General features: G+C 69.4%; 18 protein-coding genes. 10 read left to right on the top strand and 8 right to left on the bottom strand.

The features are described from left to right. Positions 1 to 16: 16 nt before the first annotated feature. Positions 17 to 478 carry a hypothetical protein gene (locus DDE10_RS02570; protein ID WP_284734397.1) on the top strand — a complete coding sequence of 154 codons (462 nt, stop codon included), beginning with the start codon at positions 17 to 19 and terminating at the stop codon, positions 476 to 478. Positions 479 to 540: 62 nt separating this feature from the next. On the opposite strand, the gene DDE10_RS02575 is transcribed toward DDE10_RS02570, so the two are convergent. Together DDE10_RS02575 and DDE10_RS02580 are read right to left on the bottom strand one after the other, a co-directional pair. Continuing rightward, positions 541 to 930 (bottom strand): ammonium transporter, encoded by a 390-nt coding sequence (locus tag DDE10_RS02575; protein ID WP_284734398.1) that lies wholly within the window; start codon positions 928 to 930, stop codon positions 541 to 543. Beyond that, positions 927 to 1,223 (bottom strand): autorepressor SdpR family transcription factor, encoded by a 297-nt coding sequence (locus DDE10_RS02580; protein WP_114951134.1) that lies wholly within the window; start codon positions 1,221 to 1,223, stop codon positions 927 to 929. The genes DDE10_RS02575 and DDE10_RS02580 overlap by 4 nt, the downstream gene beginning before the upstream one ends. Before the next feature lie 167 nt (positions 1,224 to 1,390). Between DDE10_RS02580 and DDE10_RS02585 the strand changes: the two genes are divergently transcribed. The 3 genes from DDE10_RS02585 to DDE10_RS02595 all read left to right on the top strand — a co-directional run bounded on the left by DDE10_RS02585 (position 1,391) and on the right by DDE10_RS02595 (position 4,407). After that, complete coding sequence (locus DDE10_RS02585) at positions 1,391 to 2,515, top strand: AI-2E family transporter (protein WP_114951135.1); 1,125 nt, start codon at positions 1,391 to 1,393, stop codon at positions 2,513 to 2,515. A 54-nt stretch (positions 2,516 to 2,569) separates the two neighbouring features. Beyond that, entirely contained in the window at positions 2,570 to 3,421 is an 852-nt protein-coding gene (locus DDE10_RS02590) for an ATP-grasp domain-containing protein (protein WP_114951698.1), read from the top strand. Positions 3,422 to 3,534: 113 nt separating this feature from the next. Beyond that, on the top strand, positions 3,535 to 4,407 hold the full coding sequence (locus DDE10_RS02595) for an alpha/beta fold hydrolase (protein WP_114951136.1): 873 nt from the start codon (positions 3,535 to 3,537) through the stop codon (positions 4,405 to 4,407). 23 nt (positions 4,408 to 4,430) lie between these two features. Here the strand turns inward: DDE10_RS02595 and DDE10_RS02600 are convergent, their stop codons facing one another. Continuing rightward, positions 4,431 to 4,850: an SRPBCC family protein gene (locus DDE10_RS02600; protein ID WP_114951137.1), complete on the bottom strand. Its 420-nt coding sequence runs from the start codon at positions 4,848 to 4,850 to the stop codon at positions 4,431 to 4,433. Between the two features lie 131 nt (positions 4,851 to 4,981). Between DDE10_RS02600 and DDE10_RS02605 the strand changes: the two genes are divergently transcribed. Further along, positions 4,982 to 5,521 (top strand): MarR family winged helix-turn-helix transcriptional regulator, encoded by a 540-nt coding sequence (locus DDE10_RS02605; protein ID WP_114951138.1) that lies wholly within the window; start codon positions 4,982 to 4,984, stop codon positions 5,519 to 5,521. Here the strand turns inward: DDE10_RS02605 and DDE10_RS02610 are convergent. Next, on the bottom strand, positions 5,487 to 5,942 hold the full coding sequence (locus DDE10_RS02610) for an NfeD family protein (protein WP_284734399.1): 456 nt from the start codon (positions 5,940 to 5,942) through the stop codon (positions 5,487 to 5,489). The two genes, DDE10_RS02605 and DDE10_RS02610, sit on opposite strands and share 35 nt — an antisense overlap. Next, positions 5,939 to 6,919 carry an SPFH domain-containing protein gene (locus DDE10_RS02615; protein WP_114951140.1) on the bottom strand — a complete coding sequence of 327 codons (981 nt, stop codon included), beginning with the start codon at positions 6,917 to 6,919 and terminating at the stop codon, positions 5,939 to 5,941. The genes DDE10_RS02610 and DDE10_RS02615 overlap by 4 nt, the downstream gene beginning before the upstream one ends. 75 nt (positions 6,920 to 6,994) lie before the next feature. On the opposite strand from DDE10_RS02615, the gene DDE10_RS02620 reads away from it, so the two are divergent. From DDE10_RS02620 to DDE10_RS02640, 5 genes are all read left to right on the top strand, one after another. Then, complete coding sequence (locus DDE10_RS02620; protein WP_114951141.1) at positions 6,995 to 7,804, top strand: HpcH/HpaI aldolase/citrate lyase family protein; 810 nt, start codon at positions 6,995 to 6,997, stop codon at positions 7,802 to 7,804. Between the two features lie 91 nt (positions 7,805 to 7,895). After that, entirely contained in the window at positions 7,896 to 9,404 is a 1,509-nt protein-coding gene (locus tag DDE10_RS02625; protein ID WP_114951142.1) for a M28 family peptidase, read from the top strand. Between the two features lie 17 nt (positions 9,405 to 9,421). Next, entirely contained in the window at positions 9,422 to 10,876 is a 1,455-nt protein-coding gene (gene guaB, locus DDE10_RS02630; RefSeq protein ID WP_114951143.1) for an IMP dehydrogenase, read from the top strand. 21 nt (positions 10,877 to 10,897) lie between these two features. Further along, the gene (locus tag DDE10_RS02635; protein ID WP_114951144.1) at positions 10,898 to 12,076 is read left to right on the top strand and encodes an RsmB/NOP family class I SAM-dependent RNA methyltransferase; all 1,179 of its coding nucleotides are present in this window, start codon (positions 10,898 to 10,900) and stop codon (positions 12,074 to 12,076) included. Positions 12,077 to 12,108: 32 nt separating this feature from the next. Continuing rightward, a complete protein-coding gene (locus DDE10_RS02640; RefSeq protein ID WP_114951145.1) occupies positions 12,109 to 12,630 on the top strand; it encodes a tetratricopeptide repeat protein in 522 nt (173 codons plus the stop codon). Positions 12,631 to 12,651: 21 nt separating this feature from the next. Here the strand turns inward: DDE10_RS02640 and rsmA are convergent, their stop codons facing one another. Genes rsmA through DDE10_RS02655 form a run of 3 tightly spaced genes read right to left on the bottom strand, consistent with a single transcriptional unit; the run spans position 12,652 to position 15,780 of the window. Then, entirely contained in the window at positions 12,652 to 13,500 is an 849-nt protein-coding gene (gene rsmA, locus DDE10_RS02645) for a 16S rRNA (adenine(1518)-N(6)/adenine(1519)-N(6))-dimethyltransferase RsmA (protein WP_284734400.1), read from the bottom strand. After that, positions 13,497 to 14,486: a 4-hydroxythreonine-4-phosphate dehydrogenase PdxA gene (gene pdxA, locus DDE10_RS02650; RefSeq protein WP_114951146.1), complete on the bottom strand. Its 990-nt coding sequence runs from the start codon at positions 14,484 to 14,486 to the stop codon at positions 13,497 to 13,499. Before pdxA ends, rsmA begins: the two co-directional genes overlap by 4 nt. Before the next feature lies 1 nt (position 14,487). Next, on the bottom strand, positions 14,488 to 15,780 hold the full coding sequence (locus tag DDE10_RS02655; RefSeq protein ID WP_284734401.1) for a peptidylprolyl isomerase: 1,293 nt from the start codon (positions 15,778 to 15,780) through the stop codon (positions 14,488 to 14,490). Between the last annotated feature and the right edge of the window lie 68 nt (positions 15,781 to 15,848).

A 15,848-nucleotide genomic window follows, 5' to 3' on the forward strand; every position in this document is an offset into this window, starting at 1 on the left:
GCCTGGAGAAGACGACATGATCGAACCCGACCACAAGCCCCGCCTGTTCGCCGACGACGCGGCGATCCGCCGCATCGGCGAGGGCCTGCTCGCCTGTACCCTGGCCAAGGCGGATTGGACCCACGAGGCTCATCTCGCCACGTGCGCCTGGCTCATTCTGGAGCGTCCCGAGATACTGCCGGAGCGCGACCTTCCGGCGATCATCCGCCGCTACAATGAAAGCGTCGGCGGGGTGAACGACGAGACGCAGGGCTATCACGAGACGATCACGCAGCTGTTCATCCGCGGCGTCCGCCGGAGCCTGAAGAGGAGCGAAGGGGCAGGCGGGCTGGCCGCGCGGGTCAACGCGCTGCTGCTGGGCGAGGAGGGGCGGCGGGAATGGCCGCTCAGATATTACAGCCGGGAGCGGCTGTTCTCGGCGGAGGCGCGTCTGGAGTGGGCCGATCCCGATCTCGGAAGAGCATTACCGGTTCCATAGGAGGCGACTGCCCCTTCGCCTCATGCGACCTCCGTTGAGGTGATGGCTACGGAGAGCGGGCGCTACGCCCGCGGCCGCCTCTCCGCGGCCAGCCGTGCGCGCGCCCACAGGCAATAGCCCAATGTCACGACCATCCCCGTCGCCACCGCAGCCGTTCCAAGCCAGATCGCGACCGGTATCGGGGCGAAGGCCCAGAGCGCGGCATAGAGGAGGCCGCTCAGCACGAACGCCCATCCGCTCACCCGCGCGATGCGCTGGGCGCAGGCGGTGGGAGCGACCACCTTGGGCGCGCGATTGCCATAGAAAGCGATCATCAGACCATTCATGCCGATGACGATCCGAAGGACGGAGTCCTGATCGATATGCCCCTGGTCGCGGGCGAAGGACGCGGCGAGCGCCAGCAGCACGATGCCGCCGCCCCAGGCCAGACCGGTGAGAAGCTCCTTCTTCATCGCGCAGGCTCCTTGCTCGCCGACGGCGCCTCGACGCCCAGGCCGAACGAATGGGCGAAGCCCAGCAGCGCCTCTTCGAGCACCGAGAGCTTCAGATGGTAGATGACGGACTTGCCGGCCTTCTCGGCATGGACGAGGTCGGCTTCCTTCAGCACCGCGAAGTGGGCCGACATGGTCGGCTTCGACACGTCGAAATGGCCGCACAGATCGCCGGCGCTCAGTGGACTGTCGCGCAGCAGCTGCAGCACGCGCCGACGCGTCGGATCGGAGAGGGCCTTGAACACGGTCGCCATGATTCGACGATTAGCTAATTGTCGAATTGGAGTCAATCTACCGCTGCCCTCCGCAGGCCAAGAGCGGCTGCGGTGCCGGCCATTCTAGCGTTTGTGCAACCGGCGGACGCTGATATGCCGAGGAGCCGGTCCGCGCCGCGGAGCCGCGACGAGGGGAGCGATGGCCGATGCCGAATTTCACCGAGCAGTCGGACCAGATCAGCCGCGAGGAGACGCCCTGGCGGACGGTGCGCGACAATTTCGAGCGGCGCGTCTTTCGCGGGACCGCGATCGTCCTTGCGACGATCGCCGCGGCCTATGTGCTGTGGCTGCTCATCGACCTGCTCCTGCTGCTCTTCGCCTGCGCCTTGGTCTCGCTCATCCTGCTGACCCTGACCAATGCCGTGCGCGCGCGTACGCGCCTCCCTTTCGCGCTGTCACTCGGCCTCGTCGTGCTGGGGCTGGTCGCCGCCATCGGCGGTGCCTTCTACTTCTTCGGGACGACGATGCGCACCGAGTTCGCCGAGCTCGCGGCCCGGCTGCCCGCTGCCTGGGAGAGCGTGCAGGGGAGCATCCGCAATTCCGCGATCGGCGCGGCCATGCTCGAGCGTGCGCAGGGACTGGCGCCCAGCGGACAGACGATCGTCAACGTCGCCACCGGCGCGCTGGCGGCGCTCGGCGGCGCGCTGTCGGGGCTCGTCCTCGTCCTCGTCGGCGGTCTCTACCTCGCCGCGCAGCCGGCCCTCTATGCCGGCGGCCTCCTTCGCCTGATCCCGCCGGGCGCGCGCGCCTCGGCAGCGGAGACCCTCGACGCGATCTCGGTTTCGCTGCGCAACTGGCTGAAGGGCCAGGCGCTGGGCATGATCTTCGTCGGCCTCGGCACCGGCTTCGGCCTCTGGCTGGTCGGCGTGCCGGCGGCCTGGGCGATCGGACTCGTCGCCGGCCTGGCCGAATTCGTCCCCTATCTCGGCATCTTCGTCGCCGTGATCCCGGCGGTGATCCTCGGGTTCGGCCAAGGCACCGATACCGGCCTGTGGACGATCGGCGTCCTCATTGCCGTGCAGCAGCTGCAGGGCAATCTCGTCATGCCGCTGCTGCAGAACCGGATGGTCGACCTGCCGCCCGCCGTCACCATCTTCGGCATCATCGCCGCCGGCATCCTGTTCGGGGTCGCCGGCGTGCTGCTCGCCACGCCTCTGACCATCGTGGTTCTGGTGCTCGTTCGCCGCCTCTATCTCGAGGAGGACAAGCAGGAGGTGCTCGCCAGCGGAGACGCGCCGCCGGCCCCACCGCCCCCTGTGACCGAACCATGAGGCGAGGAAAGGCCCTGCCGACCTTCGGCACGAGTGTTCGACAGGGAGGGGAGCGTGGCTGACGTCGCCATCGCCACCAGCTCGGACTATCCCGAGCTCGGACCCTTCGACCGCGGCTTCGTCGCCGCGCTCGCGGATGTCGGCGTCTCGGCCGAACCAGCGGTGTGGAGCGATGCGGCCGGAGCGTGGCGATCGGCGAAGGCCGTCGTCATCCGCTCGACCTGGGACAGCCATATCGCTCCTGACCGCTTCCTGGCCTGGGCCGACGAAGTCGAGCGTACCCGGCTGCTGCTCAATCCCGCCCGGTTGCTGCGTTGGAACCTCCACAAATTCTATCTGCGAGAACTGGAGGCCCGGGGCGTTCCGGTCACGCCGACCGAGTGGCTCAGGCGCGGCGAGACGGCCGATCTGGGCGAGCTGATGCGCCGCCGTGGCTGGGGCCGCGCGGTCGTCAAGCCGGCGGTCTCGGCGAGCGCCCACGAGACCCACATCGTGACGATCGCCGAAGCCGGGGTGGCCCAGCCGGTCCTCGATCGCCTGGCGAAGGCGCATGACCTGCTGGTCCAGCCCTATCTCCGGGCCTTCGAGACCGAAGGGGAGCGCTCCTTCGTGTTCTTCGACGGTTGCTTCAGCCACGCCGTCCGCCGGCCGCCGACGCTCGCGAACGCGCCGCGCGGGTTCGACTCGCCCGCCGTCATGGCGCCGGACCCGGTCGAGCTCGGCCTCGCCGAGAGGGTCATGGCCGCGCTCGACGAATCGCCCCTCTACGCGCGCGTCGACCTCGCCACCGACAATGACGGCACGGCGCGGCTCCAGGAGATCGAGCTGGTCGAACCCTGCCTGTTCCTGTCGCTCGCGGAGGGCGCCGTCGATCGCCTCGCCGCCGGGATCGCGGCGCGCCTCTGATCGTACGTTCGTCGCGCGCCGGCGTGGATTGGACGAGGTCCGCCTGAACCGCCCGCGCCCCGACGCATTGTCCAGAAGACCGGCTGGCTCGGCACCTTGGCGCGGAGAGAAGCATGACTGGCGTTCCCGTCCACCACCTTCGAACGACCGTCGCAGGCGTCGACATCTTCTATCGCGAGGCGGGGCAGGCCGATGCTCCGGCCGTGTTGCTGCCGCACGGTTATCCTTGCTCGTCCTTCGAGTTCCGCAATTGTATGGCCCGTCTCGGCGATCGCTGGCGTTTGCTCGCGCCCGATTTCCCCGGCTCGGGCTACAGCGCGACTCCGCCCGGCTTCGCCTATGATTTCGACGGCTTCGCCGAGCTGCTGGCAGCGTTCCTGGACGGCCTCGGCGTCGACCGCGTCGTCCTCTATCTGCACGATTTCGGCGGCTGGATCGGGCTGCGTCTGGCAATGCGCGATCCGGGCCGGATCGCTGGGCTGATCGTCCAGAACAGCGACATCTACGAAGACGCGATGGGCCCCAAATATGCAGGCCTTCGCGACATCTGGAAGCTGGAGCGCGAGCAAGGCATCGCCCGGCTGCGCGAGCTCGTCACCGGCGACCATTTTCGCGACGAGTTCCTGAACCACGTCCGCAGCGACCTCGCCGAACGGATCCCGCCGGACCTGTGGACGCTCCACTGGTCGCTGATGACCGACCGGCGGCGGGAGAATGCGGCGCGGATCATCTACGATCTTCGGGCCAATCTGGCCTGGTTCCCCCGCTATCAGGCGTGGCTGCGCGAGCATGAGCCGCCGGCCCTGATCCTGTGGGGGCCCCAGGATGGCTACATGCCCGAAGAAGCCGGGCGCGCGTGGCTGCGCGACCTGCCCGAGGCGGAGCTCCACATGCTCGATGGCGGCCATTGGCTGCTCGAGACCTGCCTGGAGGAAGCGGTGGCACTGACCAAGGATTTTCTCGGGCGGAAGCACCCGCCGGACTGACTGCGCCGGCGCATCGAGACCCATCACCCTCCCGAGCGATGCCGGGCTTCGACGAAGCGGCCGAAACTGTCCAGGATCGCCTGCCAGCCCATGCGCTGATGCTCTTCAGGATAGCTGTCCTCGGGGTCGAACGCGACCTTGACGTCGACGCCGCCTTCACGCTGCGCGAACTCGACCTCGGCGGTGCGGTCGCCGAAGGCATAGTCGATCCGCTCGTGCGGCACGATCCTGGTGTATGTCCCGGCGAAATCGAAGCCCATGCTGCCGTCCTTCGCCTCCATCCGCGAGGAGAAGGCGCCACCTTCGCGCAGATCCACCGTGGCGGCGATCGTGTGCCAGTCGTCCGACGCCGCATTCCATTTCATGATGTCGGCGGGCGTCGTGTAGGCGCGCCACACCTCGTCCATCGGCGCGTCGATGCGGGTTTCGACGGTGATCTTCATGGCGTTGCTCCTTTCGGGGGGAATGAATTGGGCGGGCGGCGACCGGTGGGCGGTCGTCCGTTCAGTCGATCTGCCTTGCCTCATGACGTCGCGGAAGCTATCTCGATATCAAGATAATTAGGGATGTCTTGATGTCAAGAGAAATGGTCGAGGCGCGGGACGGGATCGACCTGCGCCGAGCGCAATGGGCCAGCGAACTTCCCGACCTGGACACGCGGGGCATGGCGATCATCGGCCGGATGCGCTGGATCACGCTCAACCTGCGTCCGCCGATCGAGGCGATCTTTGGGAAGCACGGGCTGGACAGCGGCGAGTTCGACGTCCTGTCGACATTGCGGCGGTCGGGTGCGCCTTACTGCCTTCGTCCGACCGAGCTCTATCGCTGGCTGATGATCTCCTCGGGCGGGCTCACCGCCCGGCTCGGGCGTCTCGAGAAGGCCGGCCTGGTCGAACGGCTTCCCGATCCGAACGATGCCCGCAGCACGCTCGTCCAGCTGACCGCCGCCGGAAGAAAGGTGGCGGAGAACGCCTTTCGCGAGGATATGGCGTTCGAGAATCAGGTACTCGAGGACCTCACCGATGAGGAGGCCGCCAACCTGGAATCGCTGCTCAGGAAGCTCGCTTCCTCGCGCGAGGTCAGGACGGCAGCGCCGGAACCGGCTCGACCCTGAGGCAGCCGCCCTCGGCGCCGGTGACTCGCATCCGGGCGCCCGCCGGCGCGTCTGGGCCGCGGGCCGTCCACACGCTGTCGCCGACCTTCACCCGACCCTCTCCATTCTCGATCGCGGTGACGACCTGGACCGTCTGGCCGATCAGCCGCGCGGTGCGATCGTTGAGCAAGGGGTCGCTGGTCGGCACCGGGTTGCGCTCGTAGACGCGGCGCCCGCCGAACACGGCGGCCATGGCGAGCAGGCCGAACAGTGCGAGCTGGAAGGGGAAGGGCAAAGGCAGCAGCGCGACGACGATGCCGGTCACGGCCGCCGCGGCCGCCATCCACACCAGGAACACGCCTGGCAGCAGGATCTCGAGAATGCCCAATATGGCGGCCGCGATCAGCCACCACCAGTGCAGACCGATGCCGCCGAGGCTCACGATCCGGGGCCCTCGAACGGCCCCAGCCCGGCCCGCGGCGCTCGCGGCGCCGCCGCGGGCGCGGCGGCCTCGTCGCCACGCAGCGCGCTTCGCGCCAGCTCGCCGATGCCGCCGAGCGTGCCGATCAGCTGGGTCGCCTCGACCGGGAAGAGGATCGTCTTGGCATTGGGAGAGCGGGCGAACTCGCTGACCGCCTCGACATATTTCTGGGCGATGAAATAGTTGATGGCCTGGGCATTGCCGCCGGCGATCGCCTCGGAGACCATCTGGGTCGCCTTGGCCTCCGCCTCGGCCTCTCGCTCGCGTGCCTCGGCGTCGCGGAAGGCGGCCTCGCGGCGCCCTTCGGCCTCGAGGATCTGCGACTGCTTGGCACCTTCGGCGCGCAGGATCTCGGAGGCCCGGCTGCCCTCCGCCTCGAGGATCACGGCCCGCTTCTCGCGCTCGGCCTTCATCTGCCGGCCCATCGCGTTGATGATGTCGGCGGGCGGGCGGATGTCCTTGATCTCGACGCGGGTGATCTTGAGGCCCCAGGCCTCGGTTGCCTGGTCGACCACCGACAGCAAGCGGGCGTTGATCTCGTCGCGCTTGGACAGGGTCTCGTCTAAGTCCATCGATCCCATCACCGTCCGCAGGTTGGTGGTGGTGAGCTGCATGATGGAGAGATAGAGGTCGGACACCTCATAGGCGGCCTTGGCGGCGTCGAGCACCTGAAAGAAGACGACGCCGTCGGTCGAGACCATCGCATTGTCTTTGGTGATGATCTCCTGCCCGGGAATGTCGAGCACCTGCTCCATCATGTTCACCTTGCGCCCGACACGGTAGAGCATGGCGGGGTAGAAGTTGAAGCCGGGGCGGGCGACCGCCGTGAAACGGCCGAGATGCTCGATCGTGTACTGATAGCCTTGCTTGACGATCTTCACGCTCGCGAACAGGTAGAGGAGCACGAACGCCAAGGGGATCAGGATCGCCAGTTCCATCGTCTTTTCTCCCTCCGCCAGCGCCTCATCATGTCCGCTGGCGGCGGATCATCCAAGCATAATCGGAGATGCGACATGCCTCCAGAAGACCTCCGTCTTTGCCGTTCCCTCCTGTTCCTGCCCGCCTCCAATCCTCGCGCGGTCGCCAAGGCGCGCGAGCTGCCCGCCGACCTCGTCATCCTCGACCTCGAAGATTCGGTGCGCGAGGAGGAAAAGGGCGAGGCCCGCTCGGCCGTGATCGCGGCCTGCGCCGAAGGCTTTGGCGGCCGACCGGTCGCCATACGGGTGAATGCGACAGGGTCGCGACATTACGGCGAGGACGTCGTCGCCGTCCGCCGCGCCGCCATTCAATATGTCGTCCTGCCCAAGGCGGAGACCAGCAAGCAGGTCGCCGATGCGGCCTGGCTGATGGGCAAGCCGGTGCTGGCGATGATCGAGACCCCGCGCGGCGTCGTCGACGCCGCCGCGATCGCTCCGGCGACGCGCGGCCTGATCGCCGGCACCAACGACCTCGCCGCCACTCTGGGTCTGCCGCCGGATTCGGGCCGGCGCGGCCTGGTCTATGCGCTGCAGCGGATCGTGCTGGCAGCGCGCGCGGGCGGCGTCCCCGCCTTCGACGGCGTCCATAACCGGCTCGAGGCAGGCGACGCACTCGAGGCGGAGTGCGAGGAGGGCCGGCTCTACGGCTTCGACGGAAAGTCGGTGATCCATCCCAGCCAGATCGACACGGTCAACCGCGCCTTCGCGCCGAGCGAGGCCGAGCTCGAGGCGGCCCAGCGCCTCGTCGCCTCCGCCACCGGCGGGGCCGAACGGCACGAGGGCAGGATGATCGAGCTGCTGCACGTCGAGCAGGCCAAGGCGCTGATCGCGAAGGGACGGCGCTAGCGCCGGTCTTCCTTGGAGCCCCTCTCCCGGAAGAGGAGCGGCAAGAACCCGAATCGCTTGCCAGCCAAAAGCTGGCTCCCTAAGCAGCGCCATGTTTCCGAAGCTGTTGCGCGGCCTGGTGCCGTTCCTCCTGATTTCCGCCACCGCCGCACCCGCCCAGAGCGATGCGCCGGTCACTGGTGCCGACCTCAGGCGCCATATCGAGATCCTCGCCAGCGACGATTTTGGCGGCCGCGCGCCGGGCACGCCGGGCGAGCAGCGCACGATCGACTATATCGCCGAGCAGTTCCGCGCCCGCGGCCTGGAGCCGGCAGGTGAGAATGGCAGCTGGTTCCAGCCGGTCGGACTGGTCGAGCGGACGACGCGCCGCCACCAGGTCACCTGGATCGCCGACGGACGCGCGCTGCCCTTCGACCAGGCCAATATCGCCCTCCAGGGCCGCGACGCCGAGACCCGGATCGGCGGCGCGCCGGTGATCTTCGCCGGCCACGGCGCCCGCTTGCCGGAGCGCGGCATCGACCAACTCGCCGGAGCGAATGTCGAGGGCGCGGTCGTGCTGATCCTGTTCGAGGGGCCGAACGTGCCCGGCTTCCCCAGCTTCACGCAGCGGGTGGCGGCGGTGACCGAGGCCGGCGCGGCGGTGGTGATCGCGATCACCAGCGCCGACATCCAGTGGAGCTTCATCACCCGCAACTATCAGCGCACCACCACCAAGCTCGCGAGCCAGCGCGTCGCCCCGGTGGTCGGCGCGATGCCGTTCGAGGCGGCCCAGGCGCTGGTCGAGGCCGCCGGCGGCGATTTCGGCCGCCTGCTCAACGACCAGCCGGGCTCCTCCTTCCGGGCGGTGACCCTGCCGATCCGGGCCGACGTCGACGTCGATACCGAGGTCCGTGCCTCCACCACCAACAATGTCGTCGGCCGTTTGCGCGGCAGCGGCAGCAGCGGCGAGAGCCTGCTCTATCTCGGCCATTGGGACCATTTCGGCACCTGCCGCCCGGAGGGCGAGCCGGACCGGATCTGCAACGGCGCCATCGACAATGCCAGCGGCATCGCGGTGATGATCGAGGTCGCCGGCCGCCTTTCCGCGCAGCCCCGCCCGGCGCGCGACATCCTGTTCCTGGCGACGACCGCGGAGGAGCTCGGCCTGCTCGGCGCCGAATATTTCGCGACCCATCCGGTCGTGCCGCTGCCGTCTATCGTCGCCGCGATCAACCTCGATTCGGTCGCCATCCATCCGGCCGGCCTGCCGGTCGCGGTGATCGGGCGCGGCAATGCTCCGCTCGATGCCGCGATCGAGGCGACGGTGGCCGCGGTCGGACGGCGGCTCGACACGGACAATGAAGCCGATGCGATGGCCACCCGGCAGGACGGATGGGCACTGGCCCGTCTCGGCGTACCGGCGATCCTGCTCGGCGGCTCGATCTCCGACATGGATCGGCTGAACCAGTTCCTCGCCGGTCCCTATCATGGTCCCGAGGACGAGGTCGGGCCGGACCTCATCCTCGACGGCGCCGCCGAGGATGCAACCCTGCTGGTCGCGCTCGGACGGCGGCTCGCCGATCCGGCCCTTTATTCCCCGGCGGCGGAAGGTCAGCGGTGATGACGGACAGACTATCGATGGACATCCCTCTCGCCTTGACGTTCGACGACGTGCTGCTCCAGCCGGCCGAGTCGAACGTCGTGCCGAGCCAGGCGGACACCAGCAGCCGGGTCACCCGCGAGATCAGCCTCAACATCCCGATCCTTTCGTCGGCGATGGACACGGTCACCGAGGCCGACATGGCGATCGTCATGGCGCAGCTGGGCGGCCTCGGCGTCCTCCACCGCAACATGTCCGCGGGGGAGCAGGCCGCGGCGGTGCGGGCGGTCAAGCGCTACGAGAGCGGCATGGTGGTCAACCCGATCACGATGACCCCGGACGAGACGCTGGCCGACGCGCTCGACCTCATGAAGCGCCACCGCATCTCCGGGATCCCGGTCACCGAGAAGGATGGCCGCCTGGTTGGCATCATCACCAATCGCGACGTCCGCTTCGCCGAGAATCCGCGCCAGCCGGTCTCCGAACTGATGACCCGGGACAATCTCGTCACCGTCGGTCCCGGCGTCACCCAGGAGGAGGCCAAGCGCCAGCTCCACCAACGGCGGATCGAGAAGCTGCTGGTGGTCGACGAGGATCGCCGCTGCATCGGCCTGATCACGGTCAAGGACATCGAGAAGGCGGTCACCTATCCCGACGCCACCAAGGATCCGGCCGGGCGCCTGCGCGTCGCCGCCGCCACCACCGTCGGCGACAAGGGCTTCGCGCGCAGCGAGGCGTTGATCGACGCCGAGTGCGATCTCATCGTCATCGACACCGCCCACGGTCACAATCGCGACGTCGCCGCCGCGGTCGAGCGGATCAAGCGCCGCTCGAACGCGGTCCAGGTCGTCGCCGGCAACGTCGCCACCGCCGAGGCGGCGCGGGCGCTGATCGATGCCGGCGCTGACGCGATCAAGGTCGGCATCGGACCAGGCTCGATCTGCACGACCCGGGTCGTCGCCGGCGTCGGCGTTCCCCAGCTGACCGCGATCATGAATGCCGCCGAGGAAGCCGCAAAGTCCGACACGCCGATCATCGGCGACGGCGGCATCCGTACCAGCGGCGACATCGCCAAGGCTCTGGCCGGCGGCGCCGCCGCGGTGATGATCGGCTCGCTCCTCGCCGGCACCGAGGAAGCGCCGGGCGAGACCTTCCTCTACCAGGGCCGCTCGTACAAATCCTATCGCGGCATGGGCTCGCTGGGCGCGATGGCACGCGGCTCGGCCGACCGCTACTTCCAGCAAGACATCAAGGACCAGCTCAAGCTCGTCCCCGAAGGGATTGAGGGGCAGGTCCCGTATAAGGGCCATGCTGGCGACGTCATCCATCAGCTGGTCGGCGGCGTGAAGGCGGCGATGGGCTATACCGGCGCCCGCACCATCGCCGAGCTCCAGAAGGCGCGGTTCGTGCGGATCACCAATGCCGGCCTCAGCGAGAGCCATGTCCACGACGTCACCATCACCCGCGAGGCGCCCAACTATCCCGTCCGCTGACAGGACCGGCGGGGCCAAGCAATGACCCCCGCCGCACGCGTCCAGGCGGCGATCGAGCTGCTCGCCGAGATCATCGCCGCGGCCCGGGGCGGCGGCGCTGCCGCGGACACGCTCATCGCCCGCTATTTCAGGACGCGCCGCTATGCGGGGTCCAAGGATCGCCGGGCGGTGCGCGACCTGATCTTCCGAGCCATCCGCCGGGCCGGCGAGGTGCCGGCGAGCGGGCGCGCGGCAATGCTCGGCCTGGCGCGGGAGGACCCGGCGCTGCTCGACCTTTTCGACGGTTCGCCGCATGGGCCGGCCGCGCCGTCGCCGGACGAGGAAGCGGCGCCGGCGGGGCTTGCCCCCGCCTGGCTGCTCGACCGCTTCGATCCGCTGATCGGGCCCGAGGCGCTGTCGGCGCTGCTCGAGCGGGCGCCGCTCGACCTCCGGGTCAACCGCCTGAAAGGCAGCCGCGAGACGGCGCTCGCCGAACTGCCCGAAGCCGCCCCGACGCCGCATTCGTCCCTGGGGCTGCGAATGCCCGAAGGCACCCGCGTCGAGACGCTGCCCGCCTGGGAGACCGGCCTGGTCGAGGTCCAGGACGAGGGCAGCCAGCTCATCTGTCTTGCCGCCGGCGCCCGTCCGGGCGGCCTCGTCGTAGACCTGTGCGCCGGCGCCGGCGGCAAGACGCTGGCGCTGGCGGCGGAGATGGGCGGGCAGGGGCGCATCCTGGCCTGCGATGCCGACCGTGGGCGGCTCGGCCGGATGTCGCCGCGCCTCGAGCGCGCGGGGGTGACGATCGTCGAGAGCCGGCTGCTCGATCCGGGACGGGAGCGGGCGGCGCTCGCCGATCTGGCCGGGGCGGCCGACCTCGTTCTCGTCGATGCGCCCTGCTCTGGGACCGGCACCTGGCGGCGTAACCCGGAGACGCGGTGGCGGACGACGCCGCGGCGGCTCGAACAACTGACCGCGCTCCAGGCCCGGCTCCTCGGTATCGGGGCGGAACTGGTCGGGCCGGGCGGCCATTTGGTCTATGCCGTCTGTTCGCTGCTCGCCGAGGAGGGAAGGGAGCAGGCGCAAGGTCTCGAGCGCCGTTCATCGCTCGTTCCGGAGCCGCTCATTATGGCGGCGGGACGTGCGGCGGGATCGGGGTGGCTGCTCAGCCCGGACCATGACGGCACGGACGGCTTTTTCGTCGCGCGGTGGCGCCGCCCGTGATAAGTATCACCGCGAGTGGAATGGAGTATTTGATGCGCCTGACCCCTATTGCGCTTTCGGTCGCGATTGCCGCCGCGACCATGGCGAGCACCGGCTTCGGCCAGCGGCCCGACGACCAGATCAACCCGCAGTCGGTGGCCCTGGTCGAGCAGGCCCGCCAGCAGACGACCGCCGCGCGCTATAACGAGGCGATCGACCTGCTCGAGACCGCGCTCGCCGTCGATCCGCGCAATCGCGACGCCTATATCGCGCTCGCCCGGGTCGCCCAGTCGCAGCGCCTGCCCGGCAAGGCGATCGGCTTCTATGCCGACGCGCTCCGGCTCGAGCCTAACGACGTCAATGCGCTCGGCGGACAGGGCGAGGCCTATGTCCAGCGCGGTGCCGTCGAGCGCGCCCGGGCCAATCTGACTCGGCTCCGCACCCTGTGCAGCCAGCCCTGTCCGCAGGCCCAGCAGCTCGCTGCCGCGATCGAGCGCGGTCCGCCCGCGGAGGCGCTGGCCGCCCAGCGCCCGGAGCAGGTACCCCCCGCTGCGGAGCCGCCGCGGCGGAACTGAGGCAAGCGGGCGACCCGGCCGTCATCCGGTGCGAGCGGCGCTCAACTCCCGCGCTACCGTGACGAACTCCTCGACGCTCAGCGTCTCCGCGCGGCGCGAGGGGTCGATGCCCAGCCGATCGAGCGCCTCGAGCGCCCCCGGCAGCGACTGAAGCGAGCGGCGCAGCATCTTGCGGCGCTGGCCGAAGGCGGCGGCGGTGAGCCGTTCCAGGGTGGCGGAGCGGACGCCCTCGGGCTGCGGCTTGGGGACGATGTGGATCACCGCCGACATCACCTTGGGCGGCGGCACGAAGGCCGATCGGTGCACCTTCATCGCCAGGCGCGGCAGGCTGCGCCATTGGGCGAGCACGGCGAGCCGGCCATAGGCGCCGCTGCCGGGACGAGCGACGATCCGCTCGGCCACCTCGAGCTGGAACATGAGGGTCAGCGACTTCCACCAGGGCGGCCAGGCCTCGCCGCCGAGCCAGCGGACGAGCAAGGCCGTGCCGACATTGTAGGGCAGGTTGGCGACGACATGGGCGGGGCCGGCCTCGATCGCCTCGTCCACGGCGAGCGCATCGCCTTCGATGACGCGCAGCTGCCCCGGAAAGGCGGCGCCGGTCTCGTCCAGGGCGGCGAGGCAGCGGCGATCGCGCTCGACGGCCACCAGTTCGGCACCGGCGCGCAGCAGGGCCCGGGTAAGGCCGCCCGGCCCCGGCCCGACCTCGTAGGCCCGTTCGCCGGCCAGCGGGCCGGGAATTGCGGCGATGCGATCGAGCAATTGCTCGTCGAGGATGAAATTCTGGCCGAGCGCCTTCGACGCGCTGAGGCCGTGGCGGGCGATGATTTCGCGCAGCGGCGGCAGACGGCCGGCGCCGGGATCTGCGCTCACGCCGGCGCCAGGCGCCGCGCGCACTCCCCGGCGGTGCGGATGGCGGCGATCATCGCGCCTGGATCGGCGAGGTTACGGCCGGCAATGTCGAAGGCGGTGCCGTGATCGGGGGAGGTGCGGACGATCGGCAGCCCGAGGGTGACGTTGATCCCTTCGTCGAAATGGAGCGTCTTCAGAGGGATCAGGGCCTGGTCGTGATACATGCACAGGGCAAGATCGTAGTCGCGGCGCCGGCGGGCATGGAACAGGACGTCGGCCGGAAAGGGGCCGCTGACGTCATGGCCCTCGTCGCGGAGGCGCTCGATGGCCGGGATGATGACGTCGATCTCCTCGCGGCCGAGCGCGCCGTCTTCGCCGGCATGGGGATTGAGGCCGGCGACGGCAATGCGCGGCTGCCCGATTCCGAACTGGCGCTGGAGGCCTTTGATCGCCGCTCGGCCCTTGCACACGATCCGGTCGGCACTGAGCAACTCCGGTACCTGGCGCAGGGGAATGTGGGTGGTCACGGGCACGACCCGCAGGGTCGGGCCGGCCAGCATCATCGCGGTGAGATCGCTGGCGACGCCGCATCGTTCTGCGACGAATTCGGTCTGGCCGGGGTGAACGAAGCCGACCTGATAGAGTCGCGACTTCGACACCGGACCGGTGACCAGCCCGGAGGCGGCGCCGGAGCGAGCAAGGCCGACCGCCATCTCGAGTGCGTCGAGGGCGTTACGGGCGCCGATCAGGTCGAGGCCGCCGGGAGGGATCGTCGCGTCGGAGACTCGGATCAGCGGCAGCGCCTCGCCGAACGCGGCGGCGGCTTCGGCCGGCTCCTCAATCACCGCCACCGGCCCTTGCCAGACCGCGCTCAGGGCCCCCTCGTCGCCGACCGCGAAGAAAGGCGGCAGGGCCTCCGCGTCCCGCCTTTCCCAACTTTTGGCGATGACCTCGGCGCCGATCCCGGCCGGATCGCCGAGCGAGACTGCGAGCGGCGCGGGGGCCATGTCAGCGATAGTCGATGATAGCGTCGCGGCGAAGGTCGCGCAGGTAACGCTGCGCCCGGCGATTGGCCCGCTCCTCCCTCAGCCGCTCCTCGATCTGGTCGGCGGAAGGCACGCCCGCGGCCTGCGGATCGTCGCGTCCGCACAGCACCAGCACGCTGATCCGCTCTGACGTGCCGAAGGGCGGAGTCGCCTGGCCGACGTTGAGGTTGAGCAGCATCTGCTGGAGCGCCGGCGGCAGATCGCGCACCTGGACCTGGTCGTTGGAGATCATCTCCGCGCCGAGCGTGCTGGCCACCTGCGCCGCGCCGCCGCAGCCGCCCATGGATTGGGTCGCCTCGGCGAGCTGCTGGCCGCGCGCCTGGGCCTGCGCCTCGCTGAGCGGGTTCGTCGAGACCAGCGAGAGCTGCATCAGGCTGAGCACGGCGTCGCGCGGGTCGGCGACGAGGATCTGCCGGGTGTCGGTAACGGCGAGGATCGAATAGCCGCCGGGGACCTCGATCGGCTCGCTCAGGGATCCCGCCGGCATCTGCGTCACCACCGCCGCCAGCTCCGGCGGAAGCTGCTCGATCCGGACCCAGCCGAGATCGCCGCCGCGCGCGGCGGTCGAGGCTTCGGAGAACTGGCGCGCGAAAGCCGGGAAGGGGGCGCCGCCGCGTATCTGCTGGACGATGCGGCCGGCATTGTTGCGCGCTTCCGCGGTCGTTTCCGGCGTCGAGGAGATGAATATCTCCGACACGCGATATTCGCTGGTGCCGCGTGAGGCGTTGAGGCGGGTGATGATTTCCTGCACCTCTTCGTCGCCGACGGTGACGAAGGGCTCGATCCAGCGGGCGCGCAGCCGCTGCCAGGCCAGCTCCCCGCGTATCTGCCGTTTCATCGAGCGCTCGGAGGAGCCGAGCTGGCGAAGCGAAGCGGACATCTGCTCCGGCGTCTGGTTGTTGCTCTGCGAGAAGCGGGCGTAATATTGGTTCACCTCGGCATCGGTGACGGTGATTTCCTCGCCGGCGGCGGCCTGGATCTGCAGCGTCTCGTCGATCAGGCTGCGCAGCACCTGGGCGCGCGCCATCGGCAGCTCCTCGGCCGGGAGCTGGTCGCGATTGGGGCCCATGAGCAGCGACAGGCGCTGGTCGATGTCGGTCTCGGTGATGACTTCGCCGTTGACGATCGCCGTCGCCTTGCGGACGCCGGGCTCCTGGTTGCCGACGAACCGGATGTCCGACGGGAGGTTGAGGCCGGTGCTTCCCGGACTGGTTTGAGCCGCGGCGATCACCGACAGCAGGGGCGCAGACAGCAATATGGCCGCTCTTGGGAACCTACCGAGCTTCATCATTCCTCCAATAAAGGCAGGCCCCAGTCCTGCAT

Origin of the sequence: Sphingosinicella terrae (genome assembly GCF_003347635.1) — a bacterium.
In the GTDB taxonomy this organism is placed as follows: domain Bacteria; phylum Pseudomonadota; class Alphaproteobacteria; order Sphingomonadales; family Sphingomonadaceae; genus Allosphingosinicella; species Allosphingosinicella terrae.

What these genes read in the sequence shown, in the direction of transcription:
- DDE10_RS02600 (WP_114951137.1), bottom strand. Translation starts at nt 4,850, where the DNA reads ATGAAGATCACCGTCGAAACCCGCATCGACGCGCCGATGGACGAGGTG.
- DDE10_RS02570 (WP_284734397.1), top strand. Translation starts at nt 17, where the DNA reads ATGATCGAACCCGACCACAAGCCCCGCCTGTTCGCCGACGACGCGGCG.
- DDE10_RS02575 (WP_284734398.1), bottom strand. Translation starts at nt 930, where the DNA reads ATGAAGAAGGAGCTTCTCACCGGTCTGGCCTGGGGCGGCGGCATCGTG.
- pdxA (WP_114951146.1), bottom strand. Translation starts at nt 14,486, where the DNA reads ATGGCCCCCGCGCCGCTCGCAGTCTCGCTCGGCGATCCGGCCGGGATC.
- DDE10_RS02640 (WP_114951145.1), top strand. Translation starts at nt 12,109, where the DNA reads ATGCGCCTGACCCCTATTGCGCTTTCGGTCGCGATTGCCGCCGCGACC.
- DDE10_RS02580 (WP_114951134.1), bottom strand. Translation starts at nt 1,223, where the DNA reads ATGGCGACCGTGTTCAAGGCCCTCTCCGATCCGACGCGTCGGCGCGTG.
- guaB (WP_114951143.1), top strand. Translation starts at nt 9,422, where the DNA reads ATGGACATCCCTCTCGCCTTGACGTTCGACGACGTGCTGCTCCAGCCG.
- DDE10_RS02635 (WP_114951144.1), top strand. Translation starts at nt 10,898, where the DNA reads ATGACCCCCGCCGCACGCGTCCAGGCGGCGATCGAGCTGCTCGCCGAG.
- DDE10_RS02585 (WP_114951135.1), top strand. Translation starts at nt 1,391, where the DNA reads ATGCCGAATTTCACCGAGCAGTCGGACCAGATCAGCCGCGAGGAGACG.
- DDE10_RS02595 (WP_114951136.1), top strand. Translation starts at nt 3,535, where the DNA reads ATGACTGGCGTTCCCGTCCACCACCTTCGAACGACCGTCGCAGGCGTC.
- DDE10_RS02615 (WP_114951140.1), bottom strand. Translation starts at nt 6,919, where the DNA reads ATGGAACTGGCGATCCTGATCCCCTTGGCGTTCGTGCTCCTCTACCTG.
- DDE10_RS02620 (WP_114951141.1), top strand. Translation starts at nt 6,995, where the DNA reads ATGCCTCCAGAAGACCTCCGTCTTTGCCGTTCCCTCCTGTTCCTGCCC.
- DDE10_RS02625 (WP_114951142.1), top strand. Translation starts at nt 7,896, where the DNA reads ATGTTTCCGAAGCTGTTGCGCGGCCTGGTGCCGTTCCTCCTGATTTCC.
- DDE10_RS02605 (WP_114951138.1), top strand. Translation starts at nt 4,982, where the DNA reads ATGTCAAGAGAAATGGTCGAGGCGCGGGACGGGATCGACCTGCGCCGA.